Below are 21,165 nucleotides of genomic sequence, written 5' to 3' on the forward strand. Positions count from 1 at the left end.
TTAATTTCTTAAAATGTAAGCGTTTTTTATTTGCTAGTATTATAATAGTATGTCACATTTGGTTTGTCAACAATAAATTGTATAACACATTTAAAGAGATAATGTCGATTTTTAGGGAAATTATAAATTTAAGGTTCTGGTGTAGAATTTCAGCTAACTGGAAATTAATCTATAAATCTCGGACATACTGTATTATCAGTCTAAAAATATGTAAAAAACTTCACAAATTGTTCAAAAACATTTGTTTAAAGTACGATTATTTCGTGTATTATTATAATATAGAATATTCAGATAAATAAATTGAAAGGAGCTGTATTTAGGTGCGTAAAGATATTAAATCATTGAAAGAGCTTATCGAAGAAAATAAACAGGATCTTTTAAATGATAAAAAGGCTTTGGAAAGAATTGAAAAACGAATAGAAGAACGACATTCATTAAAAAGGCTGGCCTAATGCGTTTTATTGTTGCTTTAAAATAAAGTTTGATCAAATTAATACTAATAACCAATACCAAATCTTGAATCAATGCAAAAGATTGTTCGTCAATCAAGATAGCATACTAAATAAAAATAAACTCTTAAAACACATGACAAAACCCCACCTGTTCCCATTAGCAACTGGTGGGGTTTCTATTTGCATTCTACATCTACATCAACCGGGAGGTCCATCTTGTGCAATCACGCCCTTTCATATTTAAACTGCTAATTTACTGTATTCATCCAACTGATCATTGGTTAAATATTTGATGAAGTGGTAGAAGTTGATCGGCTCTATTTCATACCTTTCACAAATCTTTAAATAACTATCATAGGCTTTATCATAATTGTTCATCATCTTGTCCCCTCTTTCTGTTATATAACAATAAATTTAACTTATTAATAATATATAACAGGGTTATTTTCCTGTCAATATCTCTTTTCTGAAAATTACGAAATAACAGATATTCCATTTAGTATGTTCCCACATCCATAGAACGAGTTTCTTCTTTTTGTCTAAGATTGAGATATCTCCACGAAAAAAAAACAGTCAAAAATGACTGCTCTTTTTCATGGATGTAGTGTGACTGAACAGTATCCAACTTCATTTCCACCCCAGTTTAGTGAAAGCTTGTCTTGATCTGAAAGAGGACCGACACCACTTGGAGTACCGGTAAAAATAATATCTCCTTTCCCAAGCCCAAAATGCTCTGCTGTAAATTCTATAATCGTTTGCAAATCAAAAAGTAAGTCTATAATATTTCCGACTTGTACACGCTCTCCGTTTTTAAAAAGCGAAAAATCTAATTGTTTACATGCTTCAACACCTATAAACGGAATAAATTCACTAACAACAGCTGAATTTTTAAATCCTTTAGCCAAAAGCCAAGGATGCTGTTTTTGTTTTAACTGTGTTTGAACATCTCTAAGTGTTAAATCCAACCCAATGGCCATGGCATCTACTATTTCATCTACTTTCATTCCTGTTTCGTACTGCTTTGAGATATGTATGACAAGTTCAGTTTCAAAGTGAATGGAACCCTGATTACTCGGCAATGTAATTGACTGACCATTTGCTTCTATAAGCGAATGAGTTGGTTTTGAAAATAAAAAAGGGGAAGTTGGTACTTCATTATTTAACTCTTTTGCATGCAAAGCATAGTTTCGGCCTACACAATAAATATTTTTTATGTCTTTCATTATTAAGCTCACTCTTTTCTTTTAAAAAAATATAATTTCATGCTAAAAAAATCACTAGATTTTTTTAAGGCGGTCCAAATTGGGCCGCCTATTACATTATCTTATTTTTAGAGTATACCTTGAATCAGCATAGCATCTGCTACTTTAAGGAAACCAGCAATGTTTGCTCCGACAACTAAATTGCCAGGCTCGCCGTATGTTTCTGATGCTTCTACACTGTTTTTATAAATGTTTTTCATGATACCGTGAAGTTTAGCATCGACATCCTCAAATGCCCAAGGCATTCTAGCACTGTTTTGGGCCATTTCAAGTGCAGAAACGGCAACGCCACCCGCATTGGCAGCTTTAGCTGGTCCGAATAAGATGCCATTATTAAGGAATATGTCAATAGCCTCAAGGGTAGAAGGCATGTTGGCACCTTCACCTACTGCCTTCACCTTGTTTTTAACCAGCAATTTTGCTGCTTCTTCATCAATCTCATTTTGTGTTGCACACGGAAGGGCGATGTCGCAAGAAACAGACCAGATACCGTAACTTCCTTCATTGTATTCGGCTTCTGGATGAGCAATGACATACTCAGACAGACGTTTTCTTTCTACTTCTTTTAAGCGTTTAATTGTATCTAGGTTTAGTCCATTTTTATCGTAAATGTAACCATTGGAATCACTGCAAGCAACTACTTTAGCACCCAGCTGTGTAGCTTTTTCGATTGCATAAATAGATACATTACCAGATCCTGAAACAACGACAGTGCTTCCGTGGAACTGTAAACCTTTATCTTTTAGCATTTCTTCGACGAAGTAAACCGTTCCATATCCAGTTGCTTCTGTACGCGCAAAACTTCCGCCATAACTTATCCCTTTACCAGTTAAAACACCTGCGTAATAGCTTCCTTGCATCTTTTTATACTGACCGAATAGATATCCTATTTCTCTTGCTCCAACTCCGATATCTCCAGCCGGTATGTCCGTGTCCGGTCCGATATACCGACCTAGTTCTGACATAAAGCTTTGGCAAAAACGCATGATTTCAGCGTCTGATTTTCCTTTTGGATCGAAGTCAGATCCGCCTTTTCCGCCGCCGATAGGTTGTCCTGTAAGAGAGTTTTTAAGGATTTGCTCGAAACCAAGGAACTTAATGATGCTAGCATTTACTGTCGGATGGAAACGTAGACCGCCTTTGTATGGTCCAATCGCGCTGTTGAATTGCACCCGAAAACCACGGTTTACTTGTACATTCCCAAAGTCATCAACCCAAGGGACACGGAAGGTAATCATTCTTTCCGGTTCTACGAGTCTTTCTAATATCCCATTTTTCATATATGCTGGATGCTTTGCGAATACTGGAACTAACGAAAGGAATATTTCCTTCACTGCTTGATGGAATTCCCTTTCATGAGGATTACGCTCTTTTACTTGTGCGTACACCTTGCTTACAAATTCTTTAGCCACTTGTAGATCATCTTTTCGGACTTCTTGTGATGTTATCATTTCTTTTTTACTCCTCTTTTTTGTTATATAGTCTTGAAAATTTACTTGTTTGTATAAATAGGCTAGTAAGTAATAGTTTCATGGTATAATTTATAGTTTAAAGAAGTAATCTGAATATCAGAAAAAGTATCTTACATTGGAATTAAGAAAAAGCGAATATTTCATTTAAGTGGCAAAGCATAAACATATGACGGAAGCAGCAGTGGCTTTGCAAGTTGCCCCGTCTGCGGTCAGCCGCAGTAAACGCCAGGATTTCTAGATTAGAGGCGATGCATATATTTAAAATGAAGCAGACTCACCAAAGGGGTAAGCCTGCTCAAAGTCTTAAGAGCTTTTTATTTTCTCTTGTTCAGCAATTACGAATTCTTTTTTGTGAAACATTCCCTCCGATTTGGCTATTACTACTGTAGCCAATGCATTCCCTACTACATTAGTTGCAGTTCGAGCCATATCCATTATGAAATCAACTGCCATAAGTAATGCAATACCTTCCATTGGCAACCCTATCACAACAGAAACACTAGTCAACACAACTATTACTCCTGAAGGAACGGAAGCAACACCCTTAGTAAGTAGCATAAGTAAAAGAATAATGTGAACCTGCTCTAATAGCGAGAGTTGAATATCGTAGGCATTAGCTAAAAACAAAATAGCAGGAGCCATGTAGACCATTCCACCATCGAGATTAAATGAATAGCCAAGAGGCAATACAAAAGATACTACTGAATTTTTGACACCGTATCCTTCTAAACGTGCTGTAAGAGGGGCAAATACAGACTCGGAGCTCCGTGTTGTAAAAGCAATTAATAATAAATCTTTTATTTCATTAATTAACTCCCAATACCGAATATGATAGATGCGAGCAATTATGGGAAAAATGATTATTAAAACTATAGCTAAACCAGCATAGGTTACTAAAATTAAATCAAGCAAGGTACTTAACTTTTCGAAACCGTAAGTAGCCATACTATAAGCAATAGATCCAAAAACACCAAGTGGAGAGAATTTAATGACATAATCTAAAACTTTAAACATTACTTTAGAAAGGGCCTCAAGAACATCCTCTATAGGTTTGGCTTTTCCCTTTAGGGAACGTAAGGCCAAGCCAAAGAAAACACCAAAGTAGACAATGGCTAATATATTCCCTTCTGAAAAGGCTACAAATATATTAGAAGGTATTATATGAAGAATAAACTCTCTAAAGTCAATTTTATTGGCCTCAAGTCCCTCTAGAGCTTTCATATTTCCTCCTGATAAATCAGCTCCAACTCCAAGGTCCACCATATTAGCAAGCAGTAAGGACATAACGATGATTAAAGTTGTAACAATTTCAAAATAGATAATGGCTTTAAGAGAAAGCCTACCTAGTGATCCGGTTGATTTTATTTGAGCAATCCCTAATATAATTAGGGGGAAAATCAATGGTACAATTGTCATCTTAATCATATGAATAAAAGCATCACCTAAAATTTTTGCTTCTATCCCTATGGTTTTACTTATCGATCCTAAACATAAACCTAATACAAGAGCAATGGAAATCTGGAGCCATAAAGGAATTCTTCTAAGAACTTGCATTACCTATCCCCTTTCAATAGTAAGGTGTGGTTTTGCTTAGCTTACACCATCTTAGTAAGTGCTTTTTCTATGCGTCTTAATGCTTCCTCAAGTTCCCCTTCGGACATAGCACATGAAATTCGAATGTTATACATATAGCTAGAGCCAAATGCTATCCCTGGAGTAACTGCTACCTTAGCTTCATCAAGAAGATAATTGGCAAGTTCAATTGAATCGAAGTTGCGAAATTTGATTTCTGGAAAAACATAAAAAGCGCCTTCAGGATGGGGACATATAACACCCGGAATTTGATTTAGATAAGTCACTACTTGATTAATACGTTTATCATATATGCTACGCATGTGTTCTACTTCTTCTTTCGCTTCCTTAAGAGCTACGACTCCTGCTTTTTGGATAAATGCTGGAGTGCATGTTGCGAGATGCCCTTGTATATTAGAAGCAGCAGGTACAAGTTCATTTGGCAATGCTAAATAACCTAATCTCCATCCAGTCATGGCATGCCCCTTGGAGAAGCTTTGTACGGTAATAGTACGATTTTCAAGTCCAGGTATACTCGCAAGCGAAGTAAATTGATGTGTTCCATAAACCAACTTTTCATAAACTTCATCAGCAATAATAATTAGGTCTTTCTCTATCACAACATCCCTAAGATTATGAAATTCCTCAATAGTTAGTACTCTACCAGTTGGGTTATTTGGGTTATTTACAATAATGGCTTTTGTCCGCTCAGTACAAGCAGCATCCAGTAAATCTTTTGTAAGTTTAAAATGATCATTAGGATTTAAATCTACTGAAACTGCATGTCCACCAACCATAGTTATTAACGGTTCAAAGCTTACCCATGCTGGATTGATAACTAATACTTCGTCACCAGGATTTATTATGCTTTTTAACGCAACATATAACGCTGGTTTCCCCCCTGCCGTTACAATAATTTGGGAAGGGTCATAATTGACTCCATTTTCAGTCTTTAACTTATGAGCGATCTCATTACGTAACTCTGGAATTCCATTACTACTTACATAGTGTGTCATCCCTAATTTCATGGCCTTTTCTGCTTCTTCAATAATCATATTTGGCGTATTAAAGTCTGGATCTCCTCCAGCCAAATTAATGATATCGTGACCTTCTTGTTTAAGAAGCGTAACTTTATTTAAAATTGAAAGAGTTTTTGACTCAGGCAATGCTTGTAGCATAGTAGCACTTTGCAAATTCATACATCTCCTCATATTTATCAGGATAAATTTTTATGTGATATTTTCGGTATTGACCTTAATATCACTGCTTTTTAATCTAACTTCTGGCTGACATTCTGTTTCAACCTAAGTATGGTTTCGTTTATAAGCATTGCATTCTAACGATCTACTATGAAAATGACAAACCCTTTGTTATTCTTAGATGGACTTTAACATACCCCCATCAACTAAGAAGGAACTTCCTGTCATATATGTGCTTGCATCTGATACCAAGAATGTCACCACATTGGCAAACTCTTCTGGAGTTCCATAACGCTTCAGCAGGATCGTTTCTTGAGATGCTTTTGCCACTTCTTCACGTGTAGTCCCAAGCTTATCTGCTTTGATTTGATCCAGAAATGCTACTCTGTCTGTTGCAATTCTACCCGGTGCAACCGTGTTAATCAGTATATTAAATGGAGCTAATTCCTCAGCTAGAGTTTTAGTTAATCCTACAATTCCTAACCGAAAGGTATTAGATAGTATAAGTCCCGGTATAGGTTGCCTAATTGATGAAGAAGCTAGATTGATAATGCGTCCTCCTTGTTTCTTGAGATGAGGTAAGGCTTCACGAATTAAACGGATATAGCTTAACAAATTTAGTTCAAATGCCTTTTCCCAATCTTCATCGGAGAATTGTTCAAACTTACCACTAGGAGGTCCTCCTGCGTTATTAATTAAAATATCGATTCCATCAAATGTCTCAGCCGTTTTCCTAACTAACATACGGATATCATCTACATTTGTAATATCAGCCTTACAATATTCAACCCTTCCTTTACCCAAAGAGTGAAGTTCACGCTGTAATTCCTTTAATTTTACGCTGTCCCTGCTTGTTAGCATGACGTTGACGCCTTCTTTGACTAGTTGTTTTGCAATAGCCTTTCCCAGTCCTTGACTTGATGCAACAACAAGGGCAACTTTATTTACAAGATTCAATTCCATGCTTAGTTACCTCCATTAATCTTTAAATCTATTACATGATTTACTAGCTTTTCAAACCCATCGATATGACATTCCACGATGTCTCCATCACGAATTACGACAGCTCCTGGAGTACCAGTAGAGATGATATCACCAGGTAATAATTTCATAACCTTAGAGTGAAAGGATACTAAATGCCAAGGAAGAAATGACATGTTAGAAACAATGTTTTTCCGGTGAACCTCTCCGTTAATAACGGTAGAAACATTTAAATTTACTACTTCTTCAACTTCTTCACGTGTAACCAGGTGAGGACCAAAACTAAAAAATGTATCGAAACTTTTCGATCGAGTCAAATATCTAGGGTTTCTCTGTAAAATATCTTCTGCTGTCATATCAATTATAGTAGTAAAACCAGCAATTACATTAGGGGCATCTTCTTCAGACACATCCTTACATTCCTTTCCAATAACAATTCCAAGCTCTGCTTCTGCTGTTGTTCTATCAGATTGCAAAGGAATTTTGATCGTATCATTGGGACCAATAATGGTAGTATCCGGTTTTAGAAAGCTTGCAGGTTCTGTATTCGGTGCTTTTTCGTTTAAATCAGCTGCATGCTCTACATAATTCAAACCAATTCCCCAAATTTTTCTTGGATGACGATATAGAGGTGCATACTCTACTTCTTGAAAAGGAATTAGAATATCTCCTAGTTCTGCAACTTTTTCTTTACCTTCTGAGTAATACCATTGTTTCATCCCATCTAATTGGTTAGAAGTAATCATTTCAAATAAGTCTGTTGACCATTCCTGATTAAATTTAGTATTTAAATCTTCTATCAACAAAATTCCATCATGAACTACAAGCCCCGCCATTTCTTCTCCGTTACGCTGAATTGTTGCTAATTTCATAGAATATTCCTCCTACATATTTTTGGCTAAGTCAGTATCATTTAATAAATTAATATGGTCTGACCATATTAATTTATCTATTTTCATAATATAAAGATAATTTGAATTTGTAAAGTATTTTATTTTTTATAAATTTCGTGAATCAACGATTAATATTGATAGATTTTAGAGATTAATTATATAAAGCAAGGGCTTTTCTTTCTAAAATGTAGAAGAAAATATTACTTTAAGTAATTTAAAAGACATAAAAAGCAGCCAAGCAGTTTTTTGCCTTGGCTGATTTTAAAAATAATTTCAATTATGGTGACATACTAAAAAACGTTATAGAACTTCTTGTAAAACAGAGCAAGTCTAATGCTTGTTTCTATACGAAATGAAAAGCCAAATAATATTTTGTGAAAAAAAGAAAATATAGTGGTCTTACCTTTTTTAAGTAAAACCATCGAAAATAATGTAATACCTTCTAATATCAATTCAAAAACTTAAAGCTCATTGTTCCAAATTTTAATTTCGTTTTTTTCGAGATGATCAAGCATAGCTAATCGAGCTTCTACTGCATCCTTTTTCTTCAAGGCTTTAAGAATCCGTTCATGTTCTTGGTGAGCCTCTTCTAAATATGATTTTGATAATCGCTTGGATTGATTCTTACTGACTTTTAATGCTTCTAAAAATGTTGGAGAAATCATATCAAATATGGTTTCATAGATTGAGTTTCCAGAGGAAATAATAATTAAAGAATGAAAGCGATAATCTTCTTCTATCCCAATTCCTCCATTACGATTTACTTCAATCAATTCTAAGTGGGCATTTTCAATTGCTTCTAGTTGCTCGCTAGTAGCTCTTTGGGCTGCTAGGGCAGCAGACTCTACTTCAACTCCCCTACGGAACTCAAGAATTTCTTTTAGCGTTTGTTCTTCCATCATAAGCTTCTGGGTGATGGGTTCAACAAAGGTACTACCATTTATCCCTATCAATATACTGCCAACACCTGAACGCTTTTCTATAATCCCTTTAGCTACAAGAACACTAAGCGCCTCTCTAATAGCTGTTTTACTTACCTGAAATATTTCTACAAATTCATTTTCAGTAGGGAGCTTATCACCCGGTTTCAAATTTTCTTCCTGAATATATTGAATAATTTCAGAGATAATTTCTTCATATAAATTTTTTTTCTTAATATTTTTTAGTACCAACCTTGTCACCTCTTTATACCTTCTAAAGTTAATATGCATACACCATTTTAAAGTATCATTTATAAGTAATAATTATTATACTATATAATCATATATAATTTAATAACAGCCAAAGAGGAATTGTTATATGTTGGGATTTACAATCAATACTCTATATTTCACCATATTTAATTGATTAAATCTACAAAAATGAATCGTAACTTGTTTAGTCAGCGATTAATTATTAATATTCATTCAGATGATAATTATCTAATATCCAGGAGGTTTAATAAGTGAAAAGAGATAGAAATTATAAAGTTCAACTGCCCCCCAAAATGTATCAACAGGTTATAAATCAGCTTGTTGAATATATTGAATCCGAGCAACTATCTGGGGGGGCCAAAATTCCTACCGAAAGAAATTTAAGTGAATTATTAGGGGTCAGTCGTTCATCAATCAGAGAAGGTATTCGAAGTCTTGAACTTTTAGGATACCTCGATTCAAGACAGGGAGAAGGAACATTTGTAGCTAATCCACCTCCATTTTTGATTCCATCTCAATTAATAAAACAACAGCTGGACCACACAAATCTACAAAATTACTATGAGGTATTTATTATGTGTTCCAAGCAGATTGTCTCACTATCCCTCTCTCTTGGTTTATCAAATAAGGAACTAATTGAGAACACATCGATCCTTAAATTTACAGGTGATTTCTGGTCTGATTTTCCAAAATGGATAGAATACATTGCTACCGGTTTACAAAATCCATTTTTCCTTTCCTTATGGTTAAATAATTATAACGTATTAGAAGAAAATGATTATTTTTGTACCCTTAATTTGAATATAAAATTTAATGTCTTTTTAGACTGTTATTTAGAAAGAAATGAGACAAGAATAAATGAATTATTTCATGAATTAACCAAGTTAGATAAAACGAACCCTCAATTCTAATATCAAGGAAATTAATTTAACCTTTAATTAAGCCAAACAAGAGATTATAAGGTTATAATGCACTTTTTCAAAAAAGAGGAGCCCTCTCTTCTCATTCTGAAGAGGGGGTATTGCGTCCCTTTTAGTTGCAATCGAGTAGAGGGAAAATAATTTAATTATTTTCGCCCCTCTCACACCACCGTACATACGGTAACAATCAAATTGGATATTCCTACAAATGAAGCAAATCGCTAATACGACTTAAATCACGACCCAAGTGAAGATTAATCACTTGGGTCTTCCTAAAAAAAGAAACTCACTAAAGTCTGTCCTCTCTCACCTTTATGAAATCTACATTTTCTTTTTCTACTTCATTTAAAGAGCCATCAAAGGAAGGGTCTGGATGATACCATGACTTACTTGAAAAATATGCTTGCAGATCCTGTGATTTAAAGCCATACCCATGACGTGCATAGATTTCATTTCTGGCTAAACGCAGCTGCCCTTTTGTAAGATTAGCAATGTCTTCTTCACTCACCAACCTCTTATCACTAGCAGGCAAAATATGATCTGAAGAGGAAAGATTTGAACTTTCATGACTTTTTTCTTTTGTTGAATAGTGATCATGACTAGATTGATCTTTATTTTCTACAGCTTTATCTTTTGATTGATCAATCGTTTTGGTGGCTGCTACATTCGATTTAGGTCCAGGCTGAAAAAAATCTTTAACCATGAAGGTAACGCTTATGACGAGCAGCAAACCGATAATCGATCCGAGTCCTACTAATAATCTCGTTTTCGAACGATTTTTCTTTATTTCCATGCGCGTTTTTAAGGTTGAGGGCATGTTCTTATTATCTTGTGCAACCCTCGAACCACAGTTTGTACAGAAATCTACTAGTTTCATATATTTTTCACCACAATTTGTGCAAAAATCCATTTAAACATTCCCCTTTCTATGAATATTCCTTAGTAAAGGACATCCAAAATTCTATACTTTTCAATCATAAATATTATAGAACAAAAAGAGGTTGGAATTATTTCAAACAGATTATTCTGATGTGACAGCACCATTTCAGGTCCTTTAATCCCCTAAAAATATCCAGTTAATCTTCCTTTCTACAAGAGGGGGATTCAGCCCACCCAAAAAAAGCGAATTAGAACCCACATTTACATGTGTCTAATCCGCTTTTTTTCAGGACCTGACAGCCCTTGTTTTCAACCTTATTTTTAATTACACTCTGTTTATCTCTTCCGCCGGCTTTTTAAAAGGATTAAATATTGAATTTGACTTCTGCTTCCTTCCTGGCTCTGTTACATTCATTCTTGATTCTAGTTTGCCGGAGAGGAAAGAGAAGATAAACACAAGAACAAAATAATACAATCCTACAATCACATACGAATTCAATTGTTGAAAGCTGGATGCCGCGACGCTAAGGCCCGCCCCCCACAAATCACCCATGCCCACGTAGGCAACAAGAGAAGAGTCCTTTAAACCAATGATGAACTGGTTACTGAGTGAAGGGATGGCTGATTTAAACGCTTGGGGCAGAATGATTCTTCTCATTGCCAACGGATAGGACATTCCAAGTGATCTTGCAGCTTCCATTTGCCCGCGGTCAATAGATTGAATGGCCCCGCGAAAGATTTCGGCAATATAAGCCCCACAATGAATAGCCAAGCCAATCGCTCCGGCCCAGAACTGCGACAGAGTCACAATCGATGTGATGCCAAAATAAAGAACCGCGATCTGAACAATAAGTGGAGTTCCACGGATCAAGGTGATATAGACATGAGCAATAAAGTTCAAAAATTTGTTATTAGAGAGACGAAAAAAGGCAAAGATTAAGCCAATAAGACAGCCAATCAGAAGAGATGTAATGGTAACCTTAAGCGTAAGCAACGTTGCTTCAAAAAAAAGTTTATAATTGGAAAGAAGAATTTCTAGCAAATGGATTCACCCCACGTATGATCTGTTATCAGGTGCCCCTCGAGGGCGCCCTTTTTCACCCACTAGTTGTTTGTTCCTAAAATGTTGCGGCCAAAATATTTATTAGAAATTTTGTCATAAGTGCCGTCCTTTATGATTTCATCCAAAGCTTTGTTCATCTTGTCCATTAATTCCTTATCCTCTTTCCTGACGGCAATCGCTTGATCATCATGTGTCATAGCCTTTCCAACATCCTTGATTTTAACGGTGCCGGCCTTGATAATCGGCAGTCCGACCATTCGATCGGTTATTGCAGCGTCAATTCTTTTGGTAGGAAGATCCATAAGAGCCACTAAATCTGTATCATATTCAACAATGTTTTCTTTTGATGTGTATTGTAACGCCAAATCTTTATAAGGCGTTCCCTTGGCGACCCCGATACGCTTCCCTTTCAAATCCTCCGGCGATTTGATATCCGTATTATTTTCGGATACAAAAACCTGTGAGCCTGATCTGTAATAAGGATTTGAAAAGTCAACCACCTTTTTTCGCTCATCCGTAATCGTCATGCTGCCCAGGATGGCATCGTATTTTTTGGCTTGTAGGCCTTGGATGATCGTTTCCCAAGGATTCGTTACCGGAACGGCCTTCATTCCCATTTTTTTAGCAAGTGCCTTGCCGATCTCAACATCAAATCCCTTCAGTTCGTTGCTTTCTTTATAATTAAACGGTTTGAACAGCCCACTCATGGCATAGTGAAACTCTTTTTTCCCTGCAGAAGTCGACTGGGAAACTTGTTCTTTCGCTCCACACCCTGACATGATCAAAACTCCAGCCATACAGGCTGCTACAAGACTGATAATTGACTTTTTCATATTTTCTTCCCCCTTATCATTGGCTATAGAATACTGTTAAGAAATTGCTTTGCTTTTACATGCTGCGGATTTTCAAAAAACGTCTTAGGTGCCCCCTGTTCAAGAATCTGTCCATCTCCCATAAAGACAACACGATCTGCTACTTCCCGGGCAAATCCCATCTCGTGGGTAACTATTACCATAGTCATCCCTTCATTGGCCAGTTCTTTCATGACCTGCAAAACTTCCCCTACCAATTCTGGATCAAGCGCGGAGGTTGGCTCATCAAAAAGCATCACATTGGGTTTCATGGCAAGCGCACGGGCGATGGCAAGCCGCTGCTTTTGTCCCCCGGACAATAAATTCGGATATGTATTGGCCTTATCGCTTAATCCCACCTTCTCCAGAAGACTATAGGCCGCCTTCTTGGCATCCTCCTTTCTTTCTCCTTTTACATGCATCGGGGCTTCGATGATATTCTCCAGCACTGTTTTATGAGGAAAGAGATTGAAATGTTGAAAGACCATCCCAACTTCTGCACGTACGCGATTTAAATCCGTTTTCCCCGGATCGATCTGTTCGTTGTTTATCCATACCTCTCCTTTATCATAAACTTCAAGGAAGTTAATGCAGCGCAGCAATGTACTCTTTCCTGAACCGCTGGCTCCCACCAATACCACCACTTCCTTCGGCTGAACAGACAAATCGATTCCCTTCAGCACCTCCAATGAATCAAATGACTTGTATAATTGCTTTATCTGAATCAACAAGACCCCCCCTTTTCTATAATTAAAAACGGATTCAAACTGATGAAACATCATAAATGATAGAATTTTACTCTATTATAATAATAAATTCCGAAAATTACAAATTGTGTATAAAATTGCAAGCGGATACAAAAATGATTAATATTAAATGTTTGTTAGTTTCTGGTGTTCTCTTTTCAATTCTCCCTTCTACTAAAATAATATTCTAATAATTAAAAATGGGCTTCGCGCCTTCTGCTCCAATCAACAGAGTGGCAAAATCAACAATAACCTTTAACACAGCCACTTTTTTTCAAGGGTGCTTGCCTCTCTCAACGTTACGCATGAAATAAAAAAGAAGCTCCCCAAAAGTTTACTCAACTTATGAGAAGCTTCCGTTAAAATCCTCGGATAGTCAAAATGTTAGAAATTTACCCTCTTATTCAATACCCCATATATATCAAGGCTTTGAGAGCGTTATTACACCATTCCACCCATACATCAAAATATTGAAATAATAGGGGTCTTCAAGTTACTACTTTGAAAATTTTAAAACCAATGAAAAGAATGCTATGAGATGAATAATAAATACTTAATCTCTGCGGAAATCCGCCTCTTTTAATGGAACCATTTTTGTTTTGTTAACAATTTTATAGCCTAAATAACTCATTAGGAATAGAGGTAGTCCAATATAAGAAACCAATATACCATACCAGTCAACCTTAGAGCCGATAAATGCCGCATAATTTGTTCCAAGCATTGCGACTAAACATAATACTGTCGCCAAAATTGGACCTAATGGGAACCACTTTGCTTTATAGGGCAGGTCTTTGAAATCTTTTCCTTGTGCAACATAAGCTTTACGGAATCGATAATGTGTAACCGAAATACTTAACCAAGAGATATAACCAGCTAAGCCCGCAGCGTTTAATAACCAAGAATAAACAGTTCCATCACCAAAAAAGGAGGTAAGGAAGCACAGCATCCCAACAAAGGTTGACATGTATAATGCGTAAATCGGAACACCACCTTTATTTACCTTTTTCAAGAATGACGGAGCTTTTCCTTCTTCCGCTAATACCCAAAGGACGCGCGAAGCGGCGTATAAAGTGGAATTTCCTGCTGACAGAACTGAAGTAAGGATTACTGCATTCATGGCAGCAGCCGCTAAGGCAAGTCCTGCATTTTCAAATACTAAAGTAAACGGACTCACTGCAATATTCGATAAATCTGCGCTTAATAATTTTGGGTCGTTATAGCTAATTATACATCCAATAATAAAAATCGCTAAAACATAAAACAATAAAATTCTCCAGAAAATCTGTTTCACTGCCTTAGGTAAATTTTTCTCAGGATTTTCACTTTCACCGGCTGTAATTCCGACAAGCTCCGTGCCTTGAAAAGCAAACCCTACTACCATAAATACACTAAATATGGATAACAAGCCGCCTTTAAATGGTGCTTCTCCTTTTGTGAAATTTTCAAAACCGCCAGCATGACCCTTTAATATTCCAAAGATCATTAATAATCCAACAACAATAAAGATTAAAATGGTTGCAACTTTAATCAATGAAAACCAAAATTCTGATTCACCGTAACCCTTAACGGATAAAACGTTTAGGCCAAAAATAAGTATAAGGAAACTTGCGCTCCAAATAATACCTGGGGCATCGGGAAACCAATATTTCATGATCAATGCCGATGCTGATAATTCCAAAGCAAAAATAATCGCATTATTGTACCAATAGTTCCAACCAACAGCAAAACCCAGTGCAGGGTCGACAAACCTTGAGGTATACGTACTAAAAGAACCTGAAATTGGAATAAAAGATGCCATTTCTCCTAAGCTGCCCATGATAAAATATACCATTATTCCTGCAATTATATAGGCAGCTAAAGCTCCACCAGGACCAGCATCATGAATCGTGGTTCCACTGGCTAAAAATAACCCTGTTCCAATTGTTCCTCCGATAGCAATCATGGAAAGATGCCGTGTTTTAAGCTTTCTTTCTAAATGTTCTCCATACTCGAGTTCGTGTACTGGTTCTTGGGATTTAAGTGCAGTATTTTGCATATAACACCTCTTATTATAGTTATAGTAACTCCTTACTCTAGCATTTGTTGATTGCGTTGATAATTCTTTTTTTTAATCGATCAATTCATTAAGAGCATAGAGAAAATTACTAGAAGATTAGCAGGAATCTAAAAGGCGTCTTAAAATATGAATTTCATTTTCAATTACGTTTGTTAGTAGGTCTTCTTCTTATTTGTTTACTTTGTCCACTTGCTGAAGTAATTTTGAGAGATTCATTGTTTTCAGACCTTCAGCAGATTTTTCAATATCTTTTGAGAATATCCGGTCTTTTTTAATGGAAGGAACCATTTCTCTTCCTTTCTCATAAAGCCACTTTGTTTGGCTTGCCATTTTTTCAACCCCACGATATTCAACCGCCTGCATCGCACAAATGAACTCAATTGCGAGGACTCTTCTAGTATTCTGAATAATTTGATGAGCATGCCTTGAACCGATCGTTCCCATGCTTACATGATCCTCTTGATTCGCCGAAGAAGGAATCGAATCTACACTTGCTGGATGTGCCAGCGTTTTGTTTTCTGATACAAGAGATGCGGCAACATATTGCATGATCATAGCACCAGATTGTAGTCCCGGTTCAGGGCTTAAAAATGGCGGTAAATCATTTAACTGTGGGTTGATTAATCGTTCAATTCGTCGTTCTGATATATTTGCCAATTCCGCAACAGCAATTTTCATAAAATCCATTGCAAACGCAATTGGCTGTCCATGGAAGTTACCACCGGAAATGACTTTTTCACCATCATCAAAAATTAGTGGATTATCTGTTGCTGCATTCATCTCAATTTCTAATTTTTCTTTTACATAATCAAGTGCTTGCCACGTGGCACCATGAACTTGCGGGATACAGCGGAGGGAATACGCATCCTGTACTCTCAATTCCCCCTGTGTCGTCGTCAATAAACTATCGCTTAGGTAACCTCGGATTCGTGCTGCGGTATCAATTTGCTGCTGATAACCCCTTGCGATATGAACCTCTTCAGCAAAGGCATCAATAATCCCATGTAATCCTTCAATGGTCATAGAGGAAATTAGCTCACTTTGGTATGCGAGTTGTTCTGCTTCTAGATAACCGACAACTCCCATTGCTGTCATTGCTTGGGTTCCATTGATAAGAGCAAGGCCTTCTTTTGCCTCAAGTGTTACTGGGAAGATTCCTTCTTGCTGTAAGGCTTCAAGTGAATCCATTCGATTTCCTTTATAAAATACTTCTCCTTCCCCGATTAGCACTAACGCCAAGTGTGAAAGCGGTGCCAAATCTCCGCTTGCTCCAAGGGAACCTTGCTGCGGAATCACAGGGATAATATCCTTGTTTACTAAATCTAATAACCTTTCAATAACAAGCGGCCTAATTCCAGAATAGCCCTTTAAAAGTGCGTTAGCGCGAAGAAGAACCATTGCTTTTGCAACAACCTCTGGGAACGGCTCACCTACGCCGCAAGCATGTGAACGAATTAAATTAAGCTGCAGATCTTGAACATGATCTTTATTAATAAGGACGTCACTAAATTTTCCAAACCCTGTTGTAATCCCATAGACTACTTTTGATTCTGCAACTATTCTCTCTACTGCTTCCCTACTCCTTCTAGCAGACTCCATACTCATTTCTGAAGCGCTTACCTTCTGATTTCCAAATAAAATTTCCTTCATTTGTTTTAATGTTAAACTTTGACCTGTTAATGTTATCATTAACGTTCCTCCTCTAGCACTTTAGTATAATAAAGAAAGAGGCTGGATTCCGATTCCTATTAGAATTGGAGTCCAGCCTCTTTTATAACCATTTTTGAATATTGCACTATTTTTTTTCGCAGCCTCATGGATAATCATCCCTTTATTCATATTCTTTAATCCTATTGCTATGATAATTATTCTATGTGACGTAACCTTATCTGTCAATCGATTTTTCAGAATTTTAACACAATAATACTTTAGCACAATAGCAAATGAAAGACTGTCACCCTAAATTAAATGCCGACTTCCATTTACGTGCATCAACTAGTCGCGAGTAGTAATCTTCTTTCATAAAAATATTACCCCTATAGTTCATTCAGCCATACACATACATGATCGTTTTCATTTCAGCTAACTGGTATTAAAACTATTATTTTTTTAAATTTTCATTTTTTTGTGAGTTTTTGTAGTTTTTAGTAGTTCTTATTATAGATTAAACTTATCCTTTTTTAGAACAAATGCGAAAGCGCTTACTAAGATTTATCCCGAATTAACGGGCAGTAAGATCCCACTGATGGAAGTTTCGCTTTTATTTTTGCCAATCACACGATATATGGAGGAATTTCTAATGAAGAAACTAACTACAAAGAAAAAAGTTGCTCTCACCTCACTAGCATTAATGTCAACCGGGATTATCACCATCTCTTCAAGTTACACTGGTGCATTGCATCCTGTTGAAGCTAAACAGATTACAACATCTAATACAACCGATCCTGTTGAGAAAAAATTACCTAACATTAAAATTCTGGCAACGGGTGGCACCATCGCAGGAACTGGTTCTACTTCTACCCAAACAACCGGCTATCAGGCTGGAGTCCTAACCCCAAATCAACTAATAGAAGCAGTTCCTACGATAAAAGATATTGCTAACATTTCCACTGAGCAGGTATCAAGCATTGATTCTGGTACGTCTAACACTAATGCCATAATGGTCAAACTGGCGAAGGAAGTCCAAAAGGTATTGGATGATCCAAAGTGTGACGGTGTTGTCATCACCCACGGTACCGACACAATGGAGGAAACGGCTTACTTTCTCAACCTGACTGTTCATTCTGACAAACCGATCGTCGTGGTTGGTTCAATGCGCCCCTCTACGTCAATCTCTGCTGACGGTCCGTTGAACCTGTACAACGCTGTAGCACTTGCTGGTTCCAAAGAAGCTCGCGACAAGGGCGTCCTGATCACCCTGAATGATAAGATTGGAAGTGCTCGCGACACATTTAAAACTAATACCACCGACGTTGATGCTTTCAATAATCCGGAGCTCGGCTCCCTCGGCATTATACAAGGCGGTAAACCCTATTTCTATAACCTGCCAATTAAAAAGCACACCACTGAGTCCGAGTTTGACATTCGCAAGATCACTGAAGACAATCTGCATCGTGTTGATATTGTTTATTCACATGCCAATGATGACCGTGTAATAGTTGACGCTACGGTTGCTGCCGGTGCGAAGGGAATTATCCACGCTGGTACAGGTAACGGTTCTATCCATGAAAAAACGCTTCCGGGTCTGCAGGATGCTGTGAAGAATGGTGTTGTCGTTGTTCGTGACACCCGTGTACCAGTAGGCATGGTTACTCCCGAACAAATTGACGTAGACAACCACTTCGTCAATTCTGGCAACATTAACCCGCAAAAAGCTCGTATCCTGTTGATGTTGGCACTTACCAAAACCGAAGACTCTAAAAAGATCCAAGAGTATTTCAACGAATACTAAGGCTTGATTCAGCATAGCTAAGTTACTGTCTAACCTTTTAGGCTTACGAAAGAATATTTTAAATGTAATCGTCAAATAGCCCCTTATCCCGATTTTGGGATAAGGGGCTATTTGACACTTACTTTAGGCTCCGTGTTATAGTGACGATAACTAGATTGAGATACCGTTAACAAGGCTTAAGGCAATAAGTGCAACAATTTTATAAGCAGATGAATGTGACTTTTTTCTTTTTAAAATATAGCTAAAACTTTCCACTCCTGCTGCTATAACCACTGCGGAGAAAAATACGTTAGGTATAAAACTCATATCCGTGTTGTTTATAAAGCCTATTAGGGTAATCAAAACAAACGCAATTAGTAGAAGTTTCATAAAATCTCCTACCTCAAATTCTTTTAATAGATCTTTAACATCAGTTGTAGCATTCTTGTTACTTTTGGTCCAAATAATAGTATTTCTAAAATAAATAATCCCTGCCATAAGTACTAATAAACCACATAACAGATTTGCTACCAAAGTAATATATGTCATACTACATTCTCCTTTTTATTTTTACAAGCGCTCCAGACACTAGTTGCTCCAGTAAGTTCAGCGCTAGACTAACAAGATGAGGTTCGTTCCTACCGCAAGAACCGTCCCCGTGGTCTCCGTGGTCTCCGGGATTTCTAAGGGATATTCCTAAAGTCTAGCTTGTAAACCTTTTTAGGGCGGCCTCTAAGTTTTTCCTGTTTTCTGTATGAAATATGAGCAGCACCCTTTACTTCCAGTTGGTTTAATATCCTATTGGCCTGGCGCAATGTAATTCCCAGATGGTAGGCCAAATCTTCTGCGGTTAGTTCATCTGTCTGCAGCTTAGAAGTCACAGCCATTAATTTTTGAATACGTAGAATGGATACATCCAATGTTTCACTTAGCTTTTCGATATAGGGATCGACAGAATTCTCAAAGTGGAGACAAGTATCATCTCCTAATGGGCCAATCACTTCTTCATTTGCTGTAATCGCATAAGAACACGGAAAATCATTCGATTCAGCTTGCTTGCATGCAGTTTGTGCAGACGTTTTGGCTTGATAGAGTGTGGTTCCGATCCCCCATCCAATATTCACATGAAAGGGAAGTGTTTGATTCAAAAAGGAATGCACTGAACACTGGGTAAATTCATTTGTTAAGTTTCTAAGTTCGGCATGGGAAGTGATCACCTCAAAATTTGCATGCTTTTTCTGAATGACGGATAAAGCTTTCGCTTGCCCATTGAATTCCAAAAGCGCTTTGTGAAGAAGGATTTGTTTGAAATCCAGGTCTGTCATCCTATCCTGATTTTCAATCGTAATCACCCCAATGGCCCACTGATTTTCTAATAAATTCGAAATCTGCAATTCATTAATAATCTGTTTCACTTGCTTTAACATTGATTCTTTAGAAGGAAAAATAAAAATGTTTGGAATGCCCGCCTGATTCAAACGATCCACTACATTGCTTACACGAGTGATTGACAAATCAATCTTTCCCTGCTGCCATAATGATTGATGCTGTTGGAACGTTCTTTCATAGATTTCTCCTGAGAATTCCAAATCTATACAGATCGGAAATTCCTCCTTTTTCAATATTCCTTCAAGCCCCATAAAATTGATTTCTTCGAACGTTAAATCGATACATACCCGTGCGAAATTTAAATTTTTATTGGAATTACTGATGGCAAATAAGCGTTTATAAAAATCCCCTTCCGTAATCTCTAAGTAAAACGTGGGTGTTTTGAATACGCCTAATTCCTGCTGCGCAATATGATAGCCTAATTTACCACTAAAAAGAATTCCATCATAAAAAAGATGATTACTCTCATATAACTCCTTGATTTCACTAATTTGGCGATAAGGGATAAACGTTAACTGACATTGATCTTGGATAAGAGTTTCAATCTGTTTAATCTCATCGATAGAATAGGGTGCGGTAATAACACCGATATTAATCATAGTTATAATCGTTCCTTTCTCCGAACATAAGCTGTTATTTTTAGTATACTAGCAAACTTTCATCTTCACCAATTATTCTTTTTTTTCTGAATTATTTAAAAAAATTCTTGTACATATATTTAGGCTAGTTTATAATTTATTTTAAGAAAGGTCCGAAATAGGTCCAAAAATAGTTTGCTTTGAAGTGAGACTACTATCTACCTTCTAC

19 protein-coding genes are annotated in these 21,165 nt (G+C 36.8%); 3 read left to right on the forward strand and 16 right to left on the reverse strand.

Going from position 1 to position 21,165, the window contains the following annotated elements:
* The first annotated feature begins 320 nt into the window (after positions 1 to 320).
* A complete protein-coding gene (locus ACSU6B_RS17240) occupies positions 321 to 452 on the forward strand; it encodes an FbpB family small basic protein (protein ID WP_215005878.1) in 132 nt (43 codons plus the stop codon).
* Positions 453 to 692: 240 nt separating this feature from the next.
* On the opposite strand, the gene ACSU6B_RS17245 is transcribed toward ACSU6B_RS17240, so the two are convergent.
* From ACSU6B_RS17245 to ACSU6B_RS17280, 8 genes are all read right to left on the reverse strand, one after another.
* Entirely contained in the window at positions 693 to 833 is a 141-nt protein-coding gene (locus ACSU6B_RS17245; protein ID WP_410887051.1) for a hypothetical protein, read from the reverse strand.
* A 212-nt stretch (positions 834 to 1,045) separates the two neighbouring features.
* Entirely contained in the window at positions 1,046 to 1,675 is a 630-nt protein-coding gene (locus ACSU6B_RS17250) for a fumarylacetoacetate hydrolase family protein (RefSeq protein ID WP_410887053.1), read from the reverse strand.
* A 107-nt stretch (positions 1,676 to 1,782) separates the two neighbouring features.
* Positions 1,783 to 3,165 (reverse strand): NADP-specific glutamate dehydrogenase, encoded by a 1,383-nt coding sequence (gene gdhA, locus ACSU6B_RS17255; RefSeq protein WP_410887055.1) that lies wholly within the window; start codon positions 3,163 to 3,165, stop codon positions 1,783 to 1,785.
* A 324-nt stretch (positions 3,166 to 3,489) separates the two neighbouring features.
* A complete protein-coding gene (locus tag ACSU6B_RS17260) occupies positions 3,490 to 4,740 on the reverse strand; it encodes a dicarboxylate/amino acid:cation symporter (protein ID WP_410887057.1) in 1,251 nt (416 codons plus the stop codon).
* Between the two features lie 41 nt (positions 4,741 to 4,781).
* The gene (locus ACSU6B_RS17265) at positions 4,782 to 5,957 is read right to left on the reverse strand and encodes a pyridoxal phosphate-dependent aminotransferase (RefSeq protein WP_410887059.1); all 1,176 of its coding nucleotides are present in this window, start codon (positions 5,955 to 5,957) and stop codon (positions 4,782 to 4,784) included.
* A 177-nt stretch (positions 5,958 to 6,134) separates the two neighbouring features.
* On the reverse strand, positions 6,135 to 6,920 hold the full coding sequence (locus tag ACSU6B_RS17270; protein WP_410887061.1) for an SDR family oxidoreductase: 786 nt from the start codon (positions 6,918 to 6,920) through the stop codon (positions 6,135 to 6,137).
* 2 nt (positions 6,921 to 6,922) lie between these two features.
* Positions 6,923 to 7,810 carry a fumarylacetoacetate hydrolase family protein gene (locus ACSU6B_RS17275; protein ID WP_410887063.1) on the reverse strand — a complete coding sequence of 296 codons (888 nt, stop codon included), beginning with the start codon at positions 7,808 to 7,810 and terminating at the stop codon, positions 6,923 to 6,925.
* 482 nt (positions 7,811 to 8,292) lie between these two features.
* Positions 8,293 to 9,003, reverse strand: a complete 711-nt coding sequence (locus tag ACSU6B_RS17280) for a FadR/GntR family transcriptional regulator (protein WP_410887065.1) — start codon at positions 9,001 to 9,003, stop codon at positions 8,293 to 8,295.
* Between the two features lie 272 nt (positions 9,004 to 9,275).
* Here ACSU6B_RS17280 and ACSU6B_RS17285 point away from each other — a divergent pair, with 272 nt between their 5' ends.
* Positions 9,276 to 9,935 (forward strand): FadR/GntR family transcriptional regulator, encoded by a 660-nt coding sequence (locus ACSU6B_RS17285; protein WP_410887067.1) that lies wholly within the window; start codon positions 9,276 to 9,278, stop codon positions 9,933 to 9,935.
* 298 nt (positions 9,936 to 10,233) lie between these two features.
* Here the strand turns inward: ACSU6B_RS17285 and ACSU6B_RS17290 are convergent, their stop codons facing one another.
* The 6 genes from ACSU6B_RS17290 to hutH form a co-directional block, all read right to left on the reverse strand.
* Positions 10,234 to 10,854, reverse strand: coding sequence for a YARHG domain-containing protein (locus tag ACSU6B_RS17290; RefSeq protein WP_410887069.1), 621 nt, complete (start codon positions 10,852 to 10,854; stop codon positions 10,234 to 10,236).
* Positions 10,855 to 11,148: 294 nt separating this feature from the next.
* Positions 11,149 to 11,865, reverse strand: a complete 717-nt coding sequence (locus tag ACSU6B_RS17295) for an amino acid ABC transporter permease (RefSeq protein ID WP_410887071.1) — start codon at positions 11,863 to 11,865, stop codon at positions 11,149 to 11,151.
* Between the two features lie 62 nt (positions 11,866 to 11,927).
* Positions 11,928 to 12,719 (reverse strand): ABC transporter substrate-binding protein, encoded by a 792-nt coding sequence (locus tag ACSU6B_RS17300; protein ID WP_410887073.1) that lies wholly within the window; start codon positions 12,717 to 12,719, stop codon positions 11,928 to 11,930.
* A 23-nt stretch (positions 12,720 to 12,742) separates the two neighbouring features.
* On the reverse strand, positions 12,743 to 13,465 hold the full coding sequence (locus ACSU6B_RS17305; RefSeq protein WP_410887075.1) for an amino acid ABC transporter ATP-binding protein: 723 nt from the start codon (positions 13,463 to 13,465) through the stop codon (positions 12,743 to 12,745).
* A gap of 571 nt (positions 13,466 to 14,036) precedes the next feature.
* The gene (locus ACSU6B_RS17310) at positions 14,037 to 15,518 is read right to left on the reverse strand and encodes an amino acid permease (RefSeq protein ID WP_410887077.1); all 1,482 of its coding nucleotides are present in this window, start codon (positions 15,516 to 15,518) and stop codon (positions 14,037 to 14,039) included.
* A gap of 189 nt (positions 15,519 to 15,707) precedes the next feature.
* Positions 15,708 to 17,228, reverse strand: a complete 1,521-nt coding sequence (hutH, locus tag ACSU6B_RS17315; protein WP_410887079.1) for a histidine ammonia-lyase — start codon at positions 17,226 to 17,228, stop codon at positions 15,708 to 15,710.
* Positions 17,229 to 17,838: 610 nt separating this feature from the next.
* On the opposite strand from hutH, the gene ACSU6B_RS17320 reads away from it, so the two are divergent.
* Entirely contained in the window at positions 17,839 to 18,990 is a 1,152-nt protein-coding gene (locus ACSU6B_RS17320) for an asparaginase (RefSeq protein ID WP_410887081.1), read from the forward strand.
* A 150-nt stretch (positions 18,991 to 19,140) separates the two neighbouring features.
* On the opposite strand, the gene ACSU6B_RS17325 is transcribed toward ACSU6B_RS17320, so the two are convergent.
* Entirely contained in the window at positions 19,141 to 19,518 is a 378-nt protein-coding gene (locus tag ACSU6B_RS17325) for a hypothetical protein (RefSeq protein ID WP_410887083.1), read from the reverse strand.
* Positions 19,519 to 19,652: 134 nt separating this feature from the next.
* Positions 19,653 to 20,957: a transcriptional regulator gene (locus tag ACSU6B_RS17330; RefSeq protein WP_410887085.1), complete on the reverse strand. Its 1,305-nt coding sequence runs from the start codon at positions 20,955 to 20,957 to the stop codon at positions 19,653 to 19,655.
* Positions 20,958 to 21,165: the final 208 nt, after the last annotated feature.

It is taken from the genome of Neobacillus sp. C211 (genome assembly GCF_051842875.1).
Classification (GTDB): domain Bacteria; phylum Bacillota; class Bacilli; order Bacillales; family Cytobacillaceae; genus Neobacillus.